The organism is Sulfurimonas sp. (assembly GCF_041563495.1).
GTDB lineage: Bacteria > Campylobacterota > Campylobacteria > Campylobacterales > Sulfurimonadaceae > Sulfurimonas.
On the sequence record NZ_JBFFMZ010000005.1, the window covers coordinates 233,488 to 250,634 of the forward strand.

The 17,147-nt window shown below is 32.8% G+C and carries 21 protein-coding genes; 7 read left to right on the forward strand and 14 right to left on the reverse strand.

Annotation, left to right across the window (positions count from 1 at the left end; translation table 11 throughout):
• The first annotated feature begins 9 nt into the window (after window positions 1-9).
• The 6 genes from mshL (at window position 10) to ABYK18_RS07425 (ending at window position 6,792) form a co-directional block, all read left to right on the forward strand.
• Window positions 10-1,656: a pilus (MSHA type) biogenesis protein MshL gene (gene mshL, locus ABYK18_RS07400; protein WP_373036018.1), complete on the forward strand. Its 1,647-nt coding sequence runs from the start codon at window positions 10-12 to the stop codon at window positions 1,654-1,656.
• Window positions 1,646-2,464 carry an AAA family ATPase gene (locus ABYK18_RS07405; protein ID WP_373036019.1) on the forward strand — a complete coding sequence of 273 codons (819 nt, stop codon included), beginning with the start codon at window positions 1,646-1,648 and terminating at the stop codon, window positions 2,462-2,464. Before mshL ends, ABYK18_RS07405 begins: the two co-directional genes overlap by 11 nt.
• 145 nt (window positions 2,465-2,609) lie before the next feature.
• Complete coding sequence (locus ABYK18_RS07410; protein ID WP_373036020.1) at window positions 2,610-3,257, forward strand: hypothetical protein; 648 nt, start codon at window positions 2,610-2,612, stop codon at window positions 3,255-3,257.
• The gene (locus ABYK18_RS07415; protein WP_373036021.1) at window positions 3,254-3,796 is read left to right on the forward strand and encodes a hypothetical protein; all 543 of its coding nucleotides are present in this window, start codon (window positions 3,254-3,256) and stop codon (window positions 3,794-3,796) included. Before ABYK18_RS07410 ends, ABYK18_RS07415 begins: the two co-directional genes overlap by 4 nt.
• A gap of 15 nt (window positions 3,797-3,811) precedes the next feature.
• A complete protein-coding gene (locus tag ABYK18_RS07420; protein ID WP_373036022.1) occupies window positions 3,812-5,548 on the forward strand; it encodes a GspE/PulE family protein in 1,737 nt (578 codons plus the stop codon).
• Entirely contained in the window at window positions 5,545-6,792 is a 1,248-nt protein-coding gene (locus ABYK18_RS07425; protein ID WP_373036023.1) for a type II secretion system F family protein, read from the forward strand. The genes ABYK18_RS07420 and ABYK18_RS07425 overlap by 4 nt, the downstream gene beginning before the upstream one ends.
• 12 nt (window positions 6,793-6,804) lie before the next feature.
• Here the strand turns inward: ABYK18_RS07425 and ABYK18_RS07430 are convergent, their stop codons facing one another.
• The 3 genes from ABYK18_RS07430 to ABYK18_RS07440 are packed head-to-tail and all read right to left on the reverse strand — an operon-like array spanning window position 6,805 to window position 8,454.
• Window positions 6,805-7,380: a YigZ family protein gene (locus tag ABYK18_RS07430; protein WP_373036024.1), complete on the reverse strand. Its 576-nt coding sequence runs from the start codon at window positions 7,378-7,380 to the stop codon at window positions 6,805-6,807.
• A 6-nt stretch (window positions 7,381-7,386) separates the two neighbouring features.
• A complete protein-coding gene (locus ABYK18_RS07435; RefSeq protein WP_373036025.1) occupies window positions 7,387-8,097 on the reverse strand; it encodes a YebC/PmpR family DNA-binding transcriptional regulator in 711 nt (236 codons plus the stop codon).
• A gap of 9 nt (window positions 8,098-8,106) precedes the next feature.
• A complete protein-coding gene (locus ABYK18_RS07440) occupies window positions 8,107-8,454 on the reverse strand; it encodes a hypothetical protein (RefSeq protein ID WP_373036026.1) in 348 nt (115 codons plus the stop codon).
• Window positions 8,455-8,541: 87 nt separating this feature from the next.
• Between ABYK18_RS07440 and ABYK18_RS07445 the strand changes: the two genes are divergently transcribed.
• A complete protein-coding gene (locus tag ABYK18_RS07445; protein WP_373036027.1) occupies window positions 8,542-9,033 on the forward strand; it encodes a hypothetical protein in 492 nt (163 codons plus the stop codon).
• On the opposite strand, the gene ABYK18_RS07450 is transcribed toward ABYK18_RS07445, so the two are convergent.
• The 11 genes from ABYK18_RS07450 to ABYK18_RS07500 form a co-directional block, all read right to left on the reverse strand.
• Complete coding sequence (locus ABYK18_RS07450) at window positions 9,023-9,754, reverse strand: tRNA 2-thiocytidine biosynthesis TtcA family protein (protein ID WP_373036043.1); 732 nt, start codon at window positions 9,752-9,754, stop codon at window positions 9,023-9,025. The genes ABYK18_RS07445 and ABYK18_RS07450 overlap by 11 nt on opposite strands.
• A 16-nt stretch (window positions 9,755-9,770) precedes the next feature.
• The gene (locus ABYK18_RS07455; RefSeq protein ID WP_373036028.1) at window positions 9,771-10,463 is read right to left on the reverse strand and encodes a 5'-methylthioadenosine/adenosylhomocysteine nucleosidase; all 693 of its coding nucleotides are present in this window, start codon (window positions 10,461-10,463) and stop codon (window positions 9,771-9,773) included.
• An 8-nt stretch (window positions 10,464-10,471) separates the two neighbouring features.
• Window positions 10,472-11,188: a nitrilase-related carbon-nitrogen hydrolase gene (locus tag ABYK18_RS07460; protein WP_373036029.1), complete on the reverse strand. Its 717-nt coding sequence runs from the start codon at window positions 11,186-11,188 to the stop codon at window positions 10,472-10,474.
• 1 nt (window position 11,189) lies between these two features.
• Complete coding sequence (gene fabD, locus ABYK18_RS07465) at window positions 11,190-12,128, reverse strand: ACP S-malonyltransferase (RefSeq protein WP_373036030.1); 939 nt, start codon at window positions 12,126-12,128, stop codon at window positions 11,190-11,192.
• 15 nt (window positions 12,129-12,143) lie between these two features.
• Window positions 12,144-12,932, reverse strand: a complete 789-nt coding sequence (locus ABYK18_RS07470) for a Fis family transcriptional regulator (protein ID WP_373036031.1) — start codon at window positions 12,930-12,932, stop codon at window positions 12,144-12,146.
• Complete coding sequence (locus ABYK18_RS07475) at window positions 12,883-13,401, reverse strand: peptidylprolyl isomerase (protein ID WP_373036032.1); 519 nt, start codon at window positions 13,399-13,401, stop codon at window positions 12,883-12,885. Before ABYK18_RS07475 ends, ABYK18_RS07470 begins: the two co-directional genes overlap by 50 nt.
• Before the next feature lie 68 nt (window positions 13,402-13,469).
• Window positions 13,470-14,381, reverse strand: coding sequence for a tetratricopeptide repeat protein (locus ABYK18_RS07480; protein ID WP_373036033.1), 912 nt, complete (start codon window positions 14,379-14,381; stop codon window positions 13,470-13,472).
• A gap of 3 nt (window positions 14,382-14,384) precedes the next feature.
• On the reverse strand, window positions 14,385-14,939 hold the full coding sequence (locus ABYK18_RS07485) for an OmpA family protein (RefSeq protein WP_373036034.1): 555 nt from the start codon (window positions 14,937-14,939) through the stop codon (window positions 14,385-14,387).
• A 105-nt stretch (window positions 14,940-15,044) separates the two neighbouring features.
• Complete coding sequence (gene tolB / locus ABYK18_RS07490) at window positions 15,045-16,301, reverse strand: Tol-Pal system protein TolB (RefSeq protein WP_373036035.1); 1,257 nt, start codon at window positions 16,299-16,301, stop codon at window positions 15,045-15,047.
• Window positions 16,298-16,894 (reverse strand): TonB C-terminal domain-containing protein, encoded by a 597-nt coding sequence (locus tag ABYK18_RS07495; protein WP_373036036.1) that lies wholly within the window; start codon window positions 16,892-16,894, stop codon window positions 16,298-16,300. Before ABYK18_RS07495 ends, tolB begins: the two co-directional genes overlap by 4 nt.
• Window positions 16,895-17,006: 112 nt before the next feature.
• Window positions 17,007-17,147 (reverse strand): ExbD/TolR family protein (locus ABYK18_RS07500; RefSeq protein WP_373003485.1); only part of this gene is annotated, 141 nt, incomplete at its 5' end.

Consider the following 17,147-nt stretch of genomic DNA (forward strand, 5'->3'; position numbering starts at 1 on the left):
GATAAGAGAATGAAACATATAAAAAAAATAGTTTACGGATCACTTTTAGCACTTCTTTTATCGAGTAATAGTTATGCGGATTGTGCATACGAGCTCTTTAGCATAAGTTCAACAAAAAATACTAAAATCATAGATTTTATAGAGCAACTCAGCGATGAATGTGAATTTAGTATTATTGTCACAGACCCGCATGCTGAAAAATTTCTGCAAACTCAACTAAATAAAACTCATCTTAAAAACTTAACCATTGATGAAGTTCTGAGCATAATATTAAAAGAGAATAATCTCTATTATAATCTTGAAAATAATATTTTAAAAATCTCGTATCTTAGTACTAGAATTTTTCCTATTGATTATATCCTTTCACAAAGAAAAGGTATAGGCAGCACAAATATAACACTCAGTTCTTCTTCGGCAACAAGTACTCCGGGGGCAACAGGAACAACATCAACAACATCAACAACAGCTAATGCGTCAGCAGGCAGTTCTTCGGCGGAGTCCGGCAGTAAAATAGAGTCGACCGATGAAGTGAAATTCTGGGAAGAACTTGATTTAGAACTTCAAAGAGTCATCAACACTCCTCAAGATGTTTACCAAGCCAATGCACCGATAATTAATAAGAATGCCGGTCTTATAACTGTAACAGCTACTCTAAAACAGATGAACAGACTTGAAAAGTACTTAAAACAACTTCAAGACAAAGTGCAACTGCAAGTTTTAATAGATGTACAGCTTTTATCAGTAACTATGGAAAAAGGGAAAACCACCGGTATCGACTGGAAGCAACTTTATGCACTCCAAAATATAGAACTCAGTGTACACCACTTAGGCAATAAAAATGTATCACAATGGGATAGTACAGGAAATGTTAATATAACAGAAACACAAATTGCGGCAGGTACTATAGATGGTGTTGCAAATATCTTCAGTGTTAAAGCTGGTGGTTCACTAAATGAAGTTATTAAATTTTTAAAAACACAAGGCGATGTTGTCTCTATCTCAAACCCAAAAGTTTTGACTCTAAATAATCAGCCGGCACTTATAACTGCCGGAACAGAGTATTTCTACAAAATTAAGTCTGAGACAAATCAGCAAGGGACAGGTGGTGGTGTAGCAGCTACTACACAAAATGACACTGTTCAATCAGTGTTTGCCGGTGTACTTTTAGATATAACACCTGAGATTTCCGACAATAAAGCTATTACTCTTAAAATAAATCCTTCACTATCTGAAACAGCCCAAGATATATCACAAGAAAGTTCTACTAACAGAGTTATGCCACCTGACCTTAATCGTCGTCAATTATCTTCTGTCGTAACGGTAAATGACGGTAACAGAATTATCCTTGGTGGTCTTATTAACACAAGAAAGTCCAATGTATCTAATAAAGTCCCTCTACTTGGAGATATTCCCGGACTAAGTTATCTTTTCAAATATGACAAAATGGCAACACAAATTCAGGAACTTGTTATTGTAATTGAACCACATATAATCGATAAAGCCAATAATAACTTATCTTTGCAAGATTTAGGATATAAAGGCATTACAGATGAGGTTATAAGGGTAAATAGAGATTCTCTTACAGACCAAAATGTTGATAGCAAAACTAAAAACAAAGAAGAAACAAAGAAAGAGAAAGAGGAAGATGAAATCTAGCATCTTTGAGAGTTCTAAAAATGTCTTTCTTGACAGTGTAAGTGCACGAGACTATATTCAACTTGATCGTGTATCTACCATTTATCAATCTCTTAAGAATTCGGTAAAAAAACCACTTAAGATGATACTTTTATTTGGTAAGCCCGGAACAGGCAAAAGTATGTTTCTAACAAAACTACATCACGACTTATCAGCTTCTCAAAAGGTATATATGTACCAAACTCCTATTTTGGATGAGAGTGAATTTTTCAAATCTCTTGCACGAGATATATTTGATGTGAAATATCAAGGTGAGTTGAATTTTACTCAATTCATGCTTATAGTAAATAAAAATATTCTTACACAAAATGGTCAAATTCCGTTGGTGCTTTTAGATGAAGCACAATTATATTCTGCTGCATTAATGGAAAAAATAAGACTCCTCTCGGATACAAGACGCGTTAAATTTGTGATTACTCTTCACAAAACGGAAAAAGAGGATTTAATAGCTAAAGAACACTTTCAAACAAGGATTTGGGAGACAATAGAGCTTGAAAATGCTTCTAAATTTGAACTAAAAATATATATACAAAAAAAACTTATGAAGGCAAACTGTTTTGACAGTGCGAATATGTTTTCTCAACAACCTGTAGATTTAATATATAAATTGACAAAAGGAAATTACAGAGAAACCAATAAACTCCTATATACACTTTTTGACATATATTCATGGTATGATAAAAATAATCCGACAAATTTAAATAGAAACATCGTATCAAAAAAAATAGTTGAAATGTCAGCAATACATACCGGTTTGATCAATGCTTAATGTAAATGAACTTGAAAATAAATGGCGCAAATATAAGATTAAATCTTATACCCCGCATTTTATTATTACACTTAGTATTAGTCTTGTTTTTCTACTTATATATACTCTGTACAGCTCTAAAACTATTTCTAAAGAAATTGAGCCTATGCAAAATAAAGAAACAGCTTCAGAAAAGCAAATCAGTGAACCTAAGAAGGTCAATAGCTTAGATAAAAACACTATAAAAACATCAAAACAAGAAAATACAATCAAGCATAATGAAGTAACTGAAATGAAAAAAACCACTCTTTCTCCATCCTTAGACTTTATGTCAAATATGAAGCACAATGTTATGTCAAGCTATGAGGATAACGACATTTCTGTTTCAAAAGTAAAAAAGATACCTAAAAGGAAAATACTCAATAAACCTGTACCAGAACAAATTAAATTAATGGAGCCAGAAAAAAAACAAATAGTACAAAAAAGTTCCATCCATATAAAAAGACAAGATACACAAGAAGATATAAGTCATGTTATTAAAAGATTTAAGAAAAACAACAATCCCGCTCTTAGCTTGTTTGTTGCCAAAAAATATTATGAACTAGAAGAATATGATAAATCTTATAATTATGCATTAATGACAAATCAAATAAATGACAATATAGACGCCAGCTGGATTATTTTTGTAAAATCTCTTGTAAAACTAAATCGAAAAGATGAAGCTATAAAAACTCTAAAAAAATATATTAATCATTCACATTCAAATCAGGCAAAAATGCTTTTAGAAGAAATACTATCAGGAAAATTCAAATGAAGATATTACTAATACTACTGCTTTATATTGGTTTATATGCGGACATAAAACAAAATATGTTCAATTTGTATCAAAATAAAAAATATGAAGATGCATGCAGAATTGGTTTTAACAGTCTTAAAAGGCATTTGAGAGATGAAGAGTTTATTTCTTTATATGCTTTTTCATGTTTAAATTCTGACTATATAGACCGTTTAGCAGCACCTGTTGCCTTACTTAAATTTTCTCGTGAATCTCGTGCAAATTCTGCATATTTTTCAATAATACTAATGCAAAAAAAATTACTTTATCATGCTTTAGTTGATAAGTACGATTTATCATCTCTAAACCTACCTACAACTGATTATGTTTTATCTAAAGTTTTTGATTTTTATGCAAAACTTGGAGCACACGAACCAAGAGCCTTCTATCTTTTTGAAGATAAAGATGATAAAAAACTAACATACAAGTTATACCTAGATAAAAAGACTAAAGTCAAAAAAATGGTTATTGAAGAGTTTTATGATACAATAGCTCTAAGACGACATGTATATTGGTAGAATGGAACTAAAATCATGGATAGAATAACTAATGATTTACTTGCTAATGGTTCGATTATGCAAGCTCAAGTTGACAGACTTTTATCAAAAGGTTTAAGCTCAGATCTTATATTAAGGGATATAACTCTGTCCGGCTTCATGACCATGGATAGATTAATCCGTTTTATAGTTGAGCAAATCAGAAATGGTGTTTATGAACTCTCTATCATAGATAATTATGATTATATTGATGAAAAAGAAGTTTTACAAAAGTTATCTGTTGAGTTGGAATTAGCTTTTTTAGATTTAGACTCTATTGATATGGATTATCAGTTAACTAATAAGATTCCTCTGGCACAATTAAAAAAATATACAGTTTTACCGATTTCGCAAGACGACATGAGTGTTACAATTGCTTTTAGCGATCCACTAGATATTGAAGCTCAAGAAGCAGTTCAAAGGCTTTTTCCAAGAAAAATTGTTAAAATTGCCGTTGCTACAAATAAACAAATACAATCATATCTTTTCAAAGTAGAACTTAAAGACAGTGTAAAAGGCTTAGTTAAAAAGATTCGTGATGAACTAAATTCTATTAATTCAATTGAAGAACAGCAAGAAGCTTCTTCTATACTTTTACTTATTGATGTTATTTTAAAAGCTTGTATACGCGGCAGGGCAAGTGATGTACATATTGAACCTACTGAAAAGAACTGTGTTGTTCGCGGTAGGGTTGATGGAAAGCTGGCAGAAATATTTATTTTTGAAAAAGACATATACCCGCCTCTTGCTTCTAGACTTAAACTGTTGGCTAATCTTGACATTGCTGAAAAAAGAAAACCGCAAGACGGCCGTTTTTCTACGGCTGTTGGAACCAGAGAATATGATTTTCGTATATCTACTCTTCCTATTCTTTACGGTGAATCAATTGTTATGCGTGTTCTTGACAAAGAAAAGGCACTCGTAAAACTTGAAGATGCAGGTATGGATTCCGTAAGTTATAATAAACTCCTAAAAGGGCTAAAAGAACCTTTTGGTATCATATTGGTAACAGGCCCGACAGGAAGCGGTAAAACGACAACACTATATGGTGCTTTAAATGAACTTAGAAATGTAGAAGATAAAGTTATTACGGTTGAAGATCCGGTAGAGTACAGAATGAATCTGATCCAACAAGTTCAAGTAAACCCTAAAGTTGGCTTGAGCTTTGCTGATGCATTGCGCTCAATTCTTAGACAAGATCCAGACAAAATAATGATTGGGGAAATTCGTGATCAAGAAACATTAGAGATTGCCATTAAAGCAGCTTTAACAGGACATATGGTAATCTCTACACTGCATACAAATGATTCTATTAGTGCTATCCCGCGTATGGTTGACATGGGTATCGAGAATTATTTAATTAGTGGAGCTTTAGTTGCTATACAGGCACAAAGGTTAGTGAGAAAAATTTGTTCTAAATGTAAAGAAGTAGAAAAAGTTCCTGCTTCAATCTTAGAAGAATTAGACAACTTTATTCCTCCAAATTCTATTTTTTACAAAGGTAAAGGGTGTAAAGAGTGTAATGATACAGGCTATATGGGTAGAGAAATGATTTGTGAAGTTTTGAATGTAACGGAAGCATTATCATCTCTTATTGCAAAAGGTGCGCCAAAAGATGCCTTGTTAGCTCAAGCTATTGAAGATGGGTTTATAGGTATTTTTGAAAATGGAATTCAAAAAGCTCTAGATGGTATAACAAGCATAGAAGAAGTATTAAGGGTGGCTAAAGGATGAAATATTTTATTGCAACAATTCTTACAAAAGGCAAAAGAGAAGCATTTCCTATTTATGCAAAAGACAGAAAAGAGGCTAATGATTATGCAAAGTTAAAACACTCTGGATTAATCATCAAAGTAGTTGAAGAAAAAGAACCTCTGGACGCACAGCTAAAAAGATTTAAGGCTAACTTCTTTCAAAATATTAAAAAAAGAAAAATCAGACCAGATGCTCTTATAGCTGCTATAAGACAGCTTGCTGTTATGACAAATGCCGGTATTTCAATACATGATTCACTAAGCGAGATTGCCGACTCTACCGATGATCAAGCTTTAAAATATGTTTTTGGAAAACTTGCAGATGATATAAATGCAGGTCACTCATTATCAAGCTCTATGGAAAATTTTCGCTTTGAGTTAGGCAATCTTACAATAGCTATGGTTCAACTTGGTGAAAAGACAGGTAATCTAGATGAAGCGCTATATTCATTGGCAAATATGCTTGAGGAAATTCGTGCAAATATCATTAAGTTTAAAAAAGCAATGGCGTATCCTAGAAATGTAATGATTGCAATGGCTATTGCTTTTACAATCCTAATATCATACGTCGTACCGCAATTCAAAGCTATTTTTGAATCACTAAATGCAGAGTTGCCTCTACCGACACAGATACTATTAACGCTGGAGCATATTTTTAACAACTATGGACCTTATGTATTGGCCCTGCTATTTTTAGCGTTTATAATCTTTAAATACCTTATTAACAACTATAAGAACATAAGATTTAAATGGCATCAGTTTTTATTAAGAACATATCTTATAAAAAACATAATTAAATTTTCAACACTAAGCCGTTTTACACTTGTATTTTCCGAGCTTATACGCGCCGGTATTCCTATTGCAGAGGCACTGGATACGTCTATTACTATGATAGATAACTTACCTCTTAAATTAAAGCTTTCATCAGTAAGAATGACTGTTGAAAAAGGTGGAACATTAAACACAGGACTTAGTGAAACAAAACTTTTTGAAAATATGATTATTCAAATGGTTAGAGCCGGTGAAGATAGTGGTACACTAGATTCTATGATAAAAAAAGTTGCTGAATACTACAAAATGAGATTTGATGCTATCATTGATGGACTTTCAGAAGCTATTGAGCCAGTTATGTTACTAATCATTGCTGCTATGATTATCCTTTTAGCTCTTGGAATATTCTTACCTATGTGGGATATGGGGAATGCTGTTCAGGGTAGAGGGTAGATATATATATATCTACTCTACAACTTTCACTGACCTGCCTACTTTTTTTAAAAATTCATCCATATCCGCTGTGCTTGCCTTTAAAGTATAAATAGTACCTATGTCAAAAGTCTTTTCCATTATTTTAATACTAAATTCTTCACATTCATATTCAACTAATCTAATATTTGAATATTCAAAATAAATCTTAACTTCTATTTCTTGTTTATATTCAAAAAGTTCAGCTTTTTGGATAACCAAATTCACCGCATCACTGTATGCACGGACTAGTCCGCCGGTACCAAGTTTAGTTCCACCGAAATATCTAACTATAATAACGGCACTGTTTATCATCTCTGCACCTTGAAGTACAAAAAGTGACGGTTTACCAGATGTACCTTTAGGCTCTCCATCGTCACTAGAGTGCTCTACAACTTGGTTAAACTCGTTTAAATACCTATATGCTACTACAAAATGTCTAGCCTTTGGATGCTCTTGTTTAAGTCCCTCAAGAGTAGTGTTAAAATTTTCATATGGAGTGAGGTAAGCAATAAACTTAGATTGCTTTACCTCAAGAGTGTCACTGTATATTTTATTGATAAATTTCATTATGAATTATGCTAAATTAGTAAACACCTTCTGCACGTCTTCATCATCTTCTAATCTTTCTAAAATCTTATCAATCTCTGCTTGTTGTTTATCATTGATGCTTACCGGTGAATTTGCCATTCTTTCCAAGTTTGCTTTTGTTATTTCAACACCCATCTTCTCTAATGCTTCTGTCAATGTACCAAAGCTTGTATAATCACCTGTAACAAGACAAACACCGTCTTCCGCTTCTATGTCTTCTAATCCGGCATCTATCAGTTCAAGCTCTAATTCTTCTATGTCCATATCATCTTTTAAAGAAAACTCTATTAATGCCTTTCTATCAAACATGAACTCTAAAGAACCATTTGTAAGCAGTTCACCACCGTGCTTTGTAAGTATATTTTTAACATTTGCTACTGTTCTTGTATTATTATCTGTCATACACTCAATAAATATCAAAACACCGTGTGGTGCCTTACCTTCAAAGTTTACTTCCAACATACTTGCAGTATCTTTTGCCGACGCTCTTTTAATAGCTGCTTCGATATTATCTTTTGGCATATTCTCAGCTTTTGCATTTAATATTGCCGTACGAAGTTTTGAATTCATATCAGGATCACTACTGCCCTCTTTTGCCGCCATTGTAATAATTTTTCCCAGTTTTGGAAACAACTTTGACATTGCTCCCCATCTTTTCAACTTTGATGCTTTTCTATATTCAAATGCTCTACCCATAATTTCTCCCTAATTAATTTGCGAGATGCTAAGTGCACCATCTTCGCTATAATCTAAAACTATTCTACTAGATACGTCTTCTTTTGTTAAATTAATTGTAAGTTCTCTTGTCTCTAAACTCTCATTTTTTAAAAGCTCAATACCGTAAGTATCTAATGCTTCACTTAGTGCGTCAACTATCTTTGAACTAAGTGTTAACCAATGTCTCTGCAGTACTTCTTCCTCTTCGTAAAACAAACCGCTTTCATCATATTCAAGCTCATCTGCTTGATTAGCTACATTGTTTAACTTATCAAAAAGCCTTTGCGAATCTATAAGATTCTTCTTTAAAACGTCATAATCTTCGTCATTTAACATTTTTCATACCTATAAAACTATATTTTAAATTCAAAAATGTATAATACCATATATATATCAATTATTTGTATTGTAAAAGGGATTTAAATGAGACTGAGTTTTAAACTTAAACACCATTTTTTCAGTGCCTTTCGTGAATTTTTTGTTCATCATCATGGCTCTTTGGAATTTCGTGCAAAAATATTTGCACTATTAATAGTTTCCAATGAAGAGATAAATGAAGAGTGCTATCAAATAGTAAAAGATATTGGTATGAAAATCTATAAAAATGATGAAGATAGAGCAAATCTTTTAATGCTATCTACAAAAGAACTTGTAAAAAAAGTCCTAGATAACAATGGCTTGGATATTGACACTTTAATCTTACACATACAACAAGAGTTAAAAATAATCCCAAGATATGCAAAAAAGATAGATACAGAATCCTTAAAACCAATTATTGAATTAACAAGAGATAGAGACACTATATCGTATCAAGAAAATATTGTAGAGTTTCTGCAAACATTGAAAGAAGAGACACTTCATAATAAAAAATCTCAAATTGAAAAAGATGAAAAAAATCTAGAGTCTAAATATTAAACTTCTCTTTATCAAAAAAACTATCAACTGAAATATTTTTAAACGCAGCGTTCATACTGACAAAAAGTGATGGAAACTCTTTTTCCATTTTAGAGAGCTTCTCTTTCATACTGGCACGGGCATGTGGCATTTTAATATCAAAACGCATAGCCGGACATGCTTCATCACCTATTGCCGCTATATTATTATCAAGAACGAATGCAGATAATTGACGCTCGCGCATCTGAATAAGCGGACGAATGATAATCAAGCCGTTTTCTGCTTTATATTTAGGTGCTAATGAACGCATCTGCCCGTTATATATAAAGTTCATAAAAAAACTCTCAGCGGCATCATCCATATGATGACCAAGGGCTAACTTGTTACATCCATGTTTTTCTGCAATCCCGTAAAGTGTTCCTCTTCTCATTCTTGAGAAAAAACTGCAAAAAGATGAATTTTTTCTTATTTTTTCTTCTGCTAAATCATATATTTGAGTGTCATGTATAATATGCTCTATGTCGTACTCTTTACAATGGGCACTTAAATTATCAAAGTTTTCACCCATGCCATAACCGACAGTTACGGCAATAAATTCAAATTTAAAAGGAGCACGGCGCTGTTGTTCTTTCATCGCGTGAACCATAGTAAGAGAGTCTTTGCCGCCGCTAAGTCCTACTAATATCTTATCACCCTCTTCTATGAGGTTAAACTCGGCATTTGTCTTGCCGAGTTTGGACATAATTTTCTTAGAAATTTTAATCGACAATCTTATCTACCATCTTCATAACAAATTCTGCACTCTCAACTGCACTTGTCTCAAGAAACTCATCAAAAGAAAAACTTGCATCCATATCGGCTGCATCACTGATGGCGCGAAGTATGAAAAAAGGTATATTTAACGCTTTGCAGACAACAGCAACGCTTCCACCTTCCATTTCCAGTGCATCTGCATTAAATGTATCGCCAATCCAGTCCTTTCTCTCTTCGTTTGCTACAAACTGATCACCTGTTGCAATAATTCCTTCTTGAACTACTTTGCCCATCTCACGTGCTACTTCTTTACTTAATGCTATCAGGTCACTGTCAGCTTCTACAAACACAGATCCCTCAGGAACATATCCAAAAGGGTGTCCAAAAGCCGTTATGTCTAAATCATGCTGAGACAGCTTTGTAGCAACAATTAAATCACCTACTTTTAAACTTGGTGATATTGCACCTGCCACACCTGAAAAAAGCAATTTCTCAGCACCAAAGTGCTCAATCATCGTTGTTGCTGTTAAAGTTGAAAAAACTTTTCCTATTTTAGAATATGCAATAACTAAATTTACACCTTTATATGTTGCTTCATAATACTTATTGCCTGCATACTCAGTAGTTGTATAATCACCTAATTTTTCAAGTATTGGAGCTACTTCTTCTGGCATTGCACCCATTATTGCTATTTTCATTTTAATTCCTATATTTCAAATGTATTTATTACTTTATCGTAACGCGGGAGTTGATTTGTGATGTGTCCTTTTTCATCAATGGTGCAACTAGCACCCCAAAAACCAAGTCCATCTTCAAAACCTACACGATTGACAAAAGTTAATTTTGCATTGCATTCACGCGCAACAATTTTTATTATTGAGTACCATTTATCTTCAATAGCCAAACCATCGTCACTAAACCCACGAGCCGGCGATGCCACAAGAGCTATGATTAAATCAGGATTTTCTTTTATAAGGTCAATATGAACAGACTTATGCCATAGGTCTTCACAGACCAACATAGATGTTTTGCCAAATTGACTTTCAAAACTTTCAAATATATTTCCGGCTTTGAAATATCTAGCCTCTTCAAACATACCGTAGTTTGGAAGATGTACTTTATTGTGTTGACTTAAAAGTCTGCCTTTAGAAAAGTACAGAGCTGCATTTCTGAATGAATTTTCATCTTTTATAGCAGCACCCACGACAATATCAATATCTTGGCTTAGAGCCTGAAGCTTTTCAAGTTCATCGATATTCCATGCATCCTCAAATAATTTGTCTTGCAGCAAGTAGCCATTTAAGGATAACTCACAGAAGACTATTAAATCACTATCACATTTAAACTTATCTATTATTTCACAAACTTCTTCTAAATTTGAACGATTCAGCTTTGGAGAAGTTTGAGCAAGTGTGACTCTCATTTTAGTTGCATACTTCCTCTACAACTTTTTCTAAACTGACCATGTCTGATATGTTCAATGTATTTAACTCTTTAGCAATTCTGCGGTTTAAACCTTTTAGAGTAACACCGTTACCAAACTCTATAGCCATATCAACATCATCAGCAATTTCTAAAATAGATTGCTTATATTTTACAGGTTTAACCAACTGATCTTTTAAAAGTGAAACTGCCACTGCTTTTGTACTGTATGGTGCTGTTGTTACATTTGAGATAACAGGTGCTTCAAAGTTCTCTTCTATCATTGATTCCATTAAACTCTCTAAAGGAGCTTGAGCAGATGATAAAAGTTCACAATGACTCGCAACTGACATATTTAAAAGAAGTGCTCTTTTAGCACCTGCTTCTTTGAAAGTGTCTTCTAGTGATACTAAATCTGCTTTCATTCCGGCAATAACTAATTGACCGTCTTGATTATAGTTTGCAGGCCAAACTTTTTTACCTGCTTTTTGAGCAGTAGCGCAGATCTCTTCTATAGAACTATCATCTAACCCTACTATTGCCATCATACCTGCATCAACATCTGAACAAGCGTCTTGCATTAATTGCCCACGTCTATGAACAAGTTCTACTGCATCAACATAATCTATTGCACCACTGGCACATAAGGCAGAAAATTCACCGAGTGAATGTCCCAAAAAAAGCGTAGCTTCAGTATCTGGACATGCTTCTTTAAAAAGACGGTAAGCAACCATTTGTGTCAGTAATATAGCCGGCTGAGTATATGCTGTTTGACCAAGCATATCGTTTTCTTTGAAGATTAACTCGTCAAAATTAACACCAATTCTCTCTCCAGCTCTTAAAAACATCTCCTTTGCTATATCTGAATTATCATAAAAATCTTTACCCATTCCTACAGCTTGACTGCCCTGTCCTGCAAAAATCATCGCAATTTTTTTCATTTTTTTCCTTATGTATTATAAATATTCTTTATTGTCAGCTATCTTTTTTCTAAGTGTATTTCTATTTAAACCCAACTTATCAGACAATTGAAGTTGTGATTTAAATCTACTAAGTCCAGCTTTTATTAATGGCACTTCATACAAATATAATAAGTTCCTATAATCACTTTGTGAACCTAATTTATCAACAAAATAATTTTCAATGATATCCATTAGCTCTACATCTTTTATATCTTGAAGTAGAGAGTGAATCATTACTTGTCTTTTAAGAGAATTAGCATTTTGAGACAAATCCGGAGTAAAATTTTCAGTATTAAATTTCGTACCGCTACAAAATAATGAGGAAGCTTCATTGATAAATTTCTCTACTAACTCATCTACATCTTCAAGCCTGTCACGAAGTGGTGGAATACCAAATTTTACACTAAAAATCTCATCTATATATTCATTTGCAAAAGAGCTTTTAGCTGTTGCTATAACTCTTACAGAATTAGCTTCAATTGCGTCAATAAATCTTTTAATGTTGGGTGAATTCTCTAAATTGACTATTATGATTTCATTAACACTTTCCAATGTGCTAATAATTTCATCTAAATCAGATGCTTCTATAACAGTTGCATCTGGAAGTATATATTTAGCAAGACTTTTTTTTCCCACTCCAACTTCTCCCAATATAAGAGAATTTACGCTTAGTGTTTTTAAAAGTGTCGCTGTTTTAAATGCCTGAGCCGAAGACTCTGAGGCAGTTATAAAATTAGTTGCATCCACAACCAGTGCCGCCACCAGTGTCACAACACTCATCATCTTGTTGGTTTTCAGCAGGAATACCTGTCATTGCTTCTTCAGCTGATGCATCTCTAACATTATTTACAGTAACTGTGAACATTAAATCTTTTCCAGCAAGTGGATGGTTAAAGTCAATAATAACTGTTTCTTCGCCTATCTCTTGTACAATAACTTGTACAGTTCCGCCATCTTCGCCTTGTCCATATAGAGTCATTCCAACTTCTAAATCAATTCCTGCAAATTGATCTTTAGGAACTTCTTGTTTTGCATCTGGATTGTGAGTTCCGTAAGCATCTTCAGCTTTAACCAAAACATCGCCTTTTTCGCCAATAGCCATATTTGCTATTCCATTTTCCAAACCTGGGATGATTTGACCTTTACCGAACATGAATACTAACGGTGCTCCACCAACATTGCTGTCTACTATAGCTTCTCCATCACGTACTTCATATTCTATAGATACTATTTGATTTGCTTCAATTGCCATTTTTTAGCCTTTTTTTATTTTTTGTGATTCTAACATATTTATTTATGAGATTGCTTAATAAGCACTTCTTACTTTATCTTACTAAGTTTATTTTTTGCTGTTTTAGCCTGTTCAGAATTTGGATACTTTAAAATTATACCTTTATAAAACGTTTCTGCATTTTTTATATCACCTGTTTCTTCCATGGATATTGCTGTATGAAGCATAAGAGAAGACATATAAGAGGCTTTAGAATATAGCGTTGCACTCTTTTTAAAATATGCTATTGCATCACTATAGTTTTTTCTTTTATAATTCATCTCACCAATCATATAATGAGCATAAGCCGGTTTGTACTTATTTTCAATCAATTGAGTGTAATATTCTATACTTTTAGTATAATATTTTTTATCATAATTCTGTTTTGCCAATTTTGCTATTTCAGCATTTGACATTTTAGACTTAGCAGGAGCAGCACCACGTTTAAGTTCTTTTGCAACCAACTCTTTAAAAACATTAAAATCATTAACTAAATTATTAAATTCATCTTTAGAAACATATTTTGTATTGATAGTATTTAATAGAGCAGATAATTCGTTAAGCGTAAGTTTTATATCTTTAATTTCTAAAGAATTAGCCTGTGATATCTCACTTAACCTTTTTTCATACTCATTTGTGCTAATTAATTCTTCAGTATTCTTTTTTTCTAACTCTTTTAAGTTCAATCTGTTTTCTTGAGATTTTCTGCTTAGTCCTTCTATGATAGTTTGTAAACCATCGATTCTCTCTCTTAATGAATCAACTTTATTTGCTTGATTATTACTGTTTACAACAACTTTATTGAGTTTGTTTTTATTTTGAAGTATAACTTTTTCGCTTGGAGTTAAGCCATAAGGCTGAGAAGTCTCTAGATTACCGGCACCAAACGCTGAAGGTTCGGCACCGATTAAGTTAAAAGGCACAATAGCTGCAAGAATAACAACTAAATAAATGCTTTTCATGGATTATGGAAGAAGTTTAAATTCTACGCGGCGATTTTTCGCCCAACAGTCTTTAGTTTTATCGTTACATACAGGGTTACTTTCACCATAACTTACCATTGTGATACGTGTTTCATTTACACCTTCAGCCATTAGTGCTTTTTTTACTGTAGAAGCTCTTTTTAAACCTAATGCAAAGTTATACTCATCACTACCCCACTCATCACAGTTACCTTCAAGCTTTACAGTAAATGCTTTTGCTGCATTATTTGCAACAGTTGCCGAACTTGTAACTTTTGACTCCATATCTGGACGTATAACAAACTTATCAAAGTCAAAATATACAGTTGATAATTCTTTTTCTAGGTTTGCCATATTCATCTCGTTAGAATCTGATTTGTCCATAACGCTTTCACCAACTGTTGCATCTTCAGCAGATACAGTCTCAGTTTTTACAGCTTCAACTTCTTGGGCAACTACTTCTTGTTTTACTTTTTCATCCACTGCCGGTTTTTTATCCGCACATCCGCTAAAAACTAAAAGTGCTGCAACAACACTTGAGAATACTATACTTTTCATATTTACTTACCTTGATTTTGAATTAATTGATTGTACCAAAAAAATAGTAATAAAGTGATATATCATGCATAAAAGTGATAAATTCGTTCTATATTACTACTTTTGTTACCAATCCATAGCTTGCAGTCTTCCATATTTTAAAGGGAAAAGATAGTTTTTGTTATAATTTAATCTTATAATACCAATAGAACTTTGAGCTTTGTAATTTTTTATAAACAATATTGCATCTCCATCTTTTGAAAAACGCGGAAACTCATTAATACCGGTAGCTGTTAATCTTCTGATAAAGTCTGTTTTTGTTGATATTAAGTGCAAGTTAAACGTATTTGCAGAAAAAGCATTTGAACTTTCTCTTGCCTTATAAACTATATATTCACCATGGGTACTGCATGCAGAATTGCTTTTACCGTAATATACCATCTGTTCTACGCTGTTACTTCCTATTTTTTTAGAAAAAACATTTGGATAGCCCAGTCTTCCAGATATAAAAACTATAGTCTTACTATCCATAAACTGTGCATTAACGTCAATACCGCCGTAGTTAGTGATTTTTTGAGTTTTAAAACTATCTACATCATATAAGTATACGTCAGGTTGACCTTTTGGAGCCATCGTGAGCAATAGTTTTTTTGAATCTTCACTGACATCTGAACAAACCATCATTCCGTCAGAAGATATGATTGCCTTGCTTTTACCGGTTTTTATATCTACATATTTTAACGTCGGTTTTGTTGGATCTAGAGATGTATAGTAAAATGCGTTTTGATTTTTATTTGCCCATTTTGGAAAAATATTAAAACCGCCTTTTACGACTGTGTGTTGATATTCAAGGGTGTAATCTGCTATAACAATTTCAGTTTTTCTAGGAGCTACTACTCTTGAAAATATAACTCGTCTTTTCATCCACTCAACTGATGAAGCTCCCATAAACTCATTTATATCATAAGCAATAGTATGAGAAACGAACATATATACATTTTTTCTGCTTATTCTATATTTTTTATTTAAAACAGTGCTGCCGCCACTAATGAGTTTCAAATCAATGTTTAAAGCACCATTATCATCCTCAGACATCTTATATCTAAGAACATAGTCCATATCTTTGTTTTCAACCATGACATCGGTATCATTAAAGTGTGTTTCACGATGATGTCTATCTACATTAAAAAGCGATATAACATTTAAGTCTGCAATTAAAGCCTTAAAAAACCTTAGTCTGAATGTATCGTCATAACTGATGGATGAGTCTTCGACTGCCATAGTCGGAAGTGATTCAACCTTCTTAATAACCTCTATAGTTGCATCATTTGCATATGACAAACTAAAAATAAATAAAAGTACAAATAATATTCTCAAAATCACTCCTTGGATGTTAACATAACTATATAACTACCGGTTTTGTTTTGCGGATTTGCAGGGAACAACACTCCAATAAGTCTATCTTTTATTTTATCACACTCATCGTTTAACGCGTTGTTAGCGGAATAAGTTAAGATCCTGAAATCCATAACTTTCCCAATTGCGCTCAATTCAATCACAGCTTTGACACTATGACCTTGTGAGTTTTGAGGTGGAACAAAATTTTCATAAACTAAAGCCTGAATTTTAGCCAAATATTCATTAACCGCATTTCCGCTGGATACTTTTTGTGAATCATCACTTTTCTGAGCAACATTACTCTCTGTAGATTTTTCTACTACAGGTTTATCACTTTTTTCATCTATTTTTTTAGATTTTTTACCTATTTCAAGAAATCTTTTATTATCAATTTTCTTTTCTACAGCTTTAGATTTATCAATTTTTTTGGTCCAAATATCGCTAAATAAATCATCAATATTTACATCAGCTGGTTCTGCAACACTATCTTTTTGCACAACTGTGGCAACACTTTTTTTTGAACTTGTTTGTAAACTTGGCATATCAAGTGATATAGATATATAATTATCTTTCTTCAAAGCATATATATCTATGTTTGATTTTGAAAAAAGCATATAAATAATAAGAGATGCAAAAAAAGAAAAAAGTGATAGCGAGATAATACCACTTATATAAAAATATGAGCTGTTTTTACCCATTTGTAGCTAATGAAACCTCAGAAAAGCCTGCTTGTTTTACTGCAGCCAAAACTGACATTACAACACCGTAGTCCAAAGTTTTATCTGCACTTATAAGTACAGTAGCTTTTAAATCTAATTTTTTAGAATAAAG